General features: G+C 67.6%; 1 protein-coding gene. It reads left to right on the top strand.

Going from position 1 to position 1141, the window contains the following annotated elements:
* Window positions 1–68: 68 nt before the first annotated feature.
* Window positions 69–1141 (top strand): ATP-binding cassette domain-containing protein (locus ACNPQM_RS44155; RefSeq protein ID WP_418088416.1); only part of this gene is annotated, 1073 nt, incomplete at its 3' end.

Here is a 1141-nt window from a genome sequence, read left to right as displayed (position 1 = left end):
CCCCTTTTCCCACGTCTGCCCAGGGCAGAAGTCTGATCTCTGCCCTCATGCCTTTCGAGGTCACCTCCATGTCCGACGCGTCCATCATCTGCTCGAACCTCTCCTTCGCCTGGCCGGACGACACCCCGGTCTTCCACGACCTGTCCTTCACCGTGAACAGCGGCCGCACCGGCCTGGTCGCCCCCAACGGCTCCGGCAAGAGCACCCTGCTCAAACTGATCGCCGGCGAGCTGAAGCCCACCACCGGCTCGGTGTCCGTCGGCGGCACGCTCGGCTACCTCCCGCAGAGCCTGCCCCTGACCGGAAACCTCACCGTCGCCGAGGTGCTCGGCGTCGCCCCGATCATCCAGGCCATCGACGCCGTGGAATCCGGGGACGTCGACGAAAAGCACTTCACCACCATCGGCGACGACTGGGACATCGAGGAGCGCACCCGCGCCCAGCTCGACCGCCTCGGCCTGGCCGACCTCACCCTGGACCGCAGCCTGAACACGCTCAGCGGCGGCCAGATCGTCTCCCTCGGCCTCGCCGCCCAGCTGCTCAAGCGCCCCGACGTCCTCCTGCTCGACGAACCCACCAACAACCTCGACCTGGAGGCCCGGCACAAGCTCTACGACGTGCTCTCCGACTACACCGGCTGCCTGCTGCTGGTCAGCCACGACCGCGCACTGCTCGACCGCATGCAACGCATCGCCGAACTCGGCAGCGACGAACTACGCCTGTACGGCGGCAACTTCACCGAGTACGAAGAGACCGTACGCGCCGAGCAGGAAGTCGCCGAGAAAAACGTCCGCAACGCCGAGCAGGAGCTCAAGCGCGAGAAGCGGGAGATGCAGCAGGCCCGCGAACGCGCCGAACGCCGCGCCAGCAACGCCGCCCGCAACCTCAAGAACGCCGGTCTGCCCAAGATCTTCGCCGGCAACATGAAACGCGGCGCACAGGAGGCCGCGGGCAAATCCGGGACAATGCACGCCTCCCGGGTCAGCGAGGCCAAGGCACGCCTCGACGAAGCCGGACGCGCCCTGCGCGACGAACAGCGCATCACCCTGGACCTCCCCGACACCCAGGTGCCCGCCGGACGCAATCTCTTCCTCGGCAAGGGCATGCAAACACGTCTCGGGGACAGGGAAGTCTTCGCCCC

It is taken from the genome of Streptomyces sp. NPDC056231, assembly GCF_048270745.1.
Classification (GTDB): Bacteria; Actinomycetota; Actinomycetes; order Streptomycetales; family Streptomycetaceae; genus Streptomyces.
This window is presented reverse-complemented; position numbering and strand designations above follow the sequence as displayed.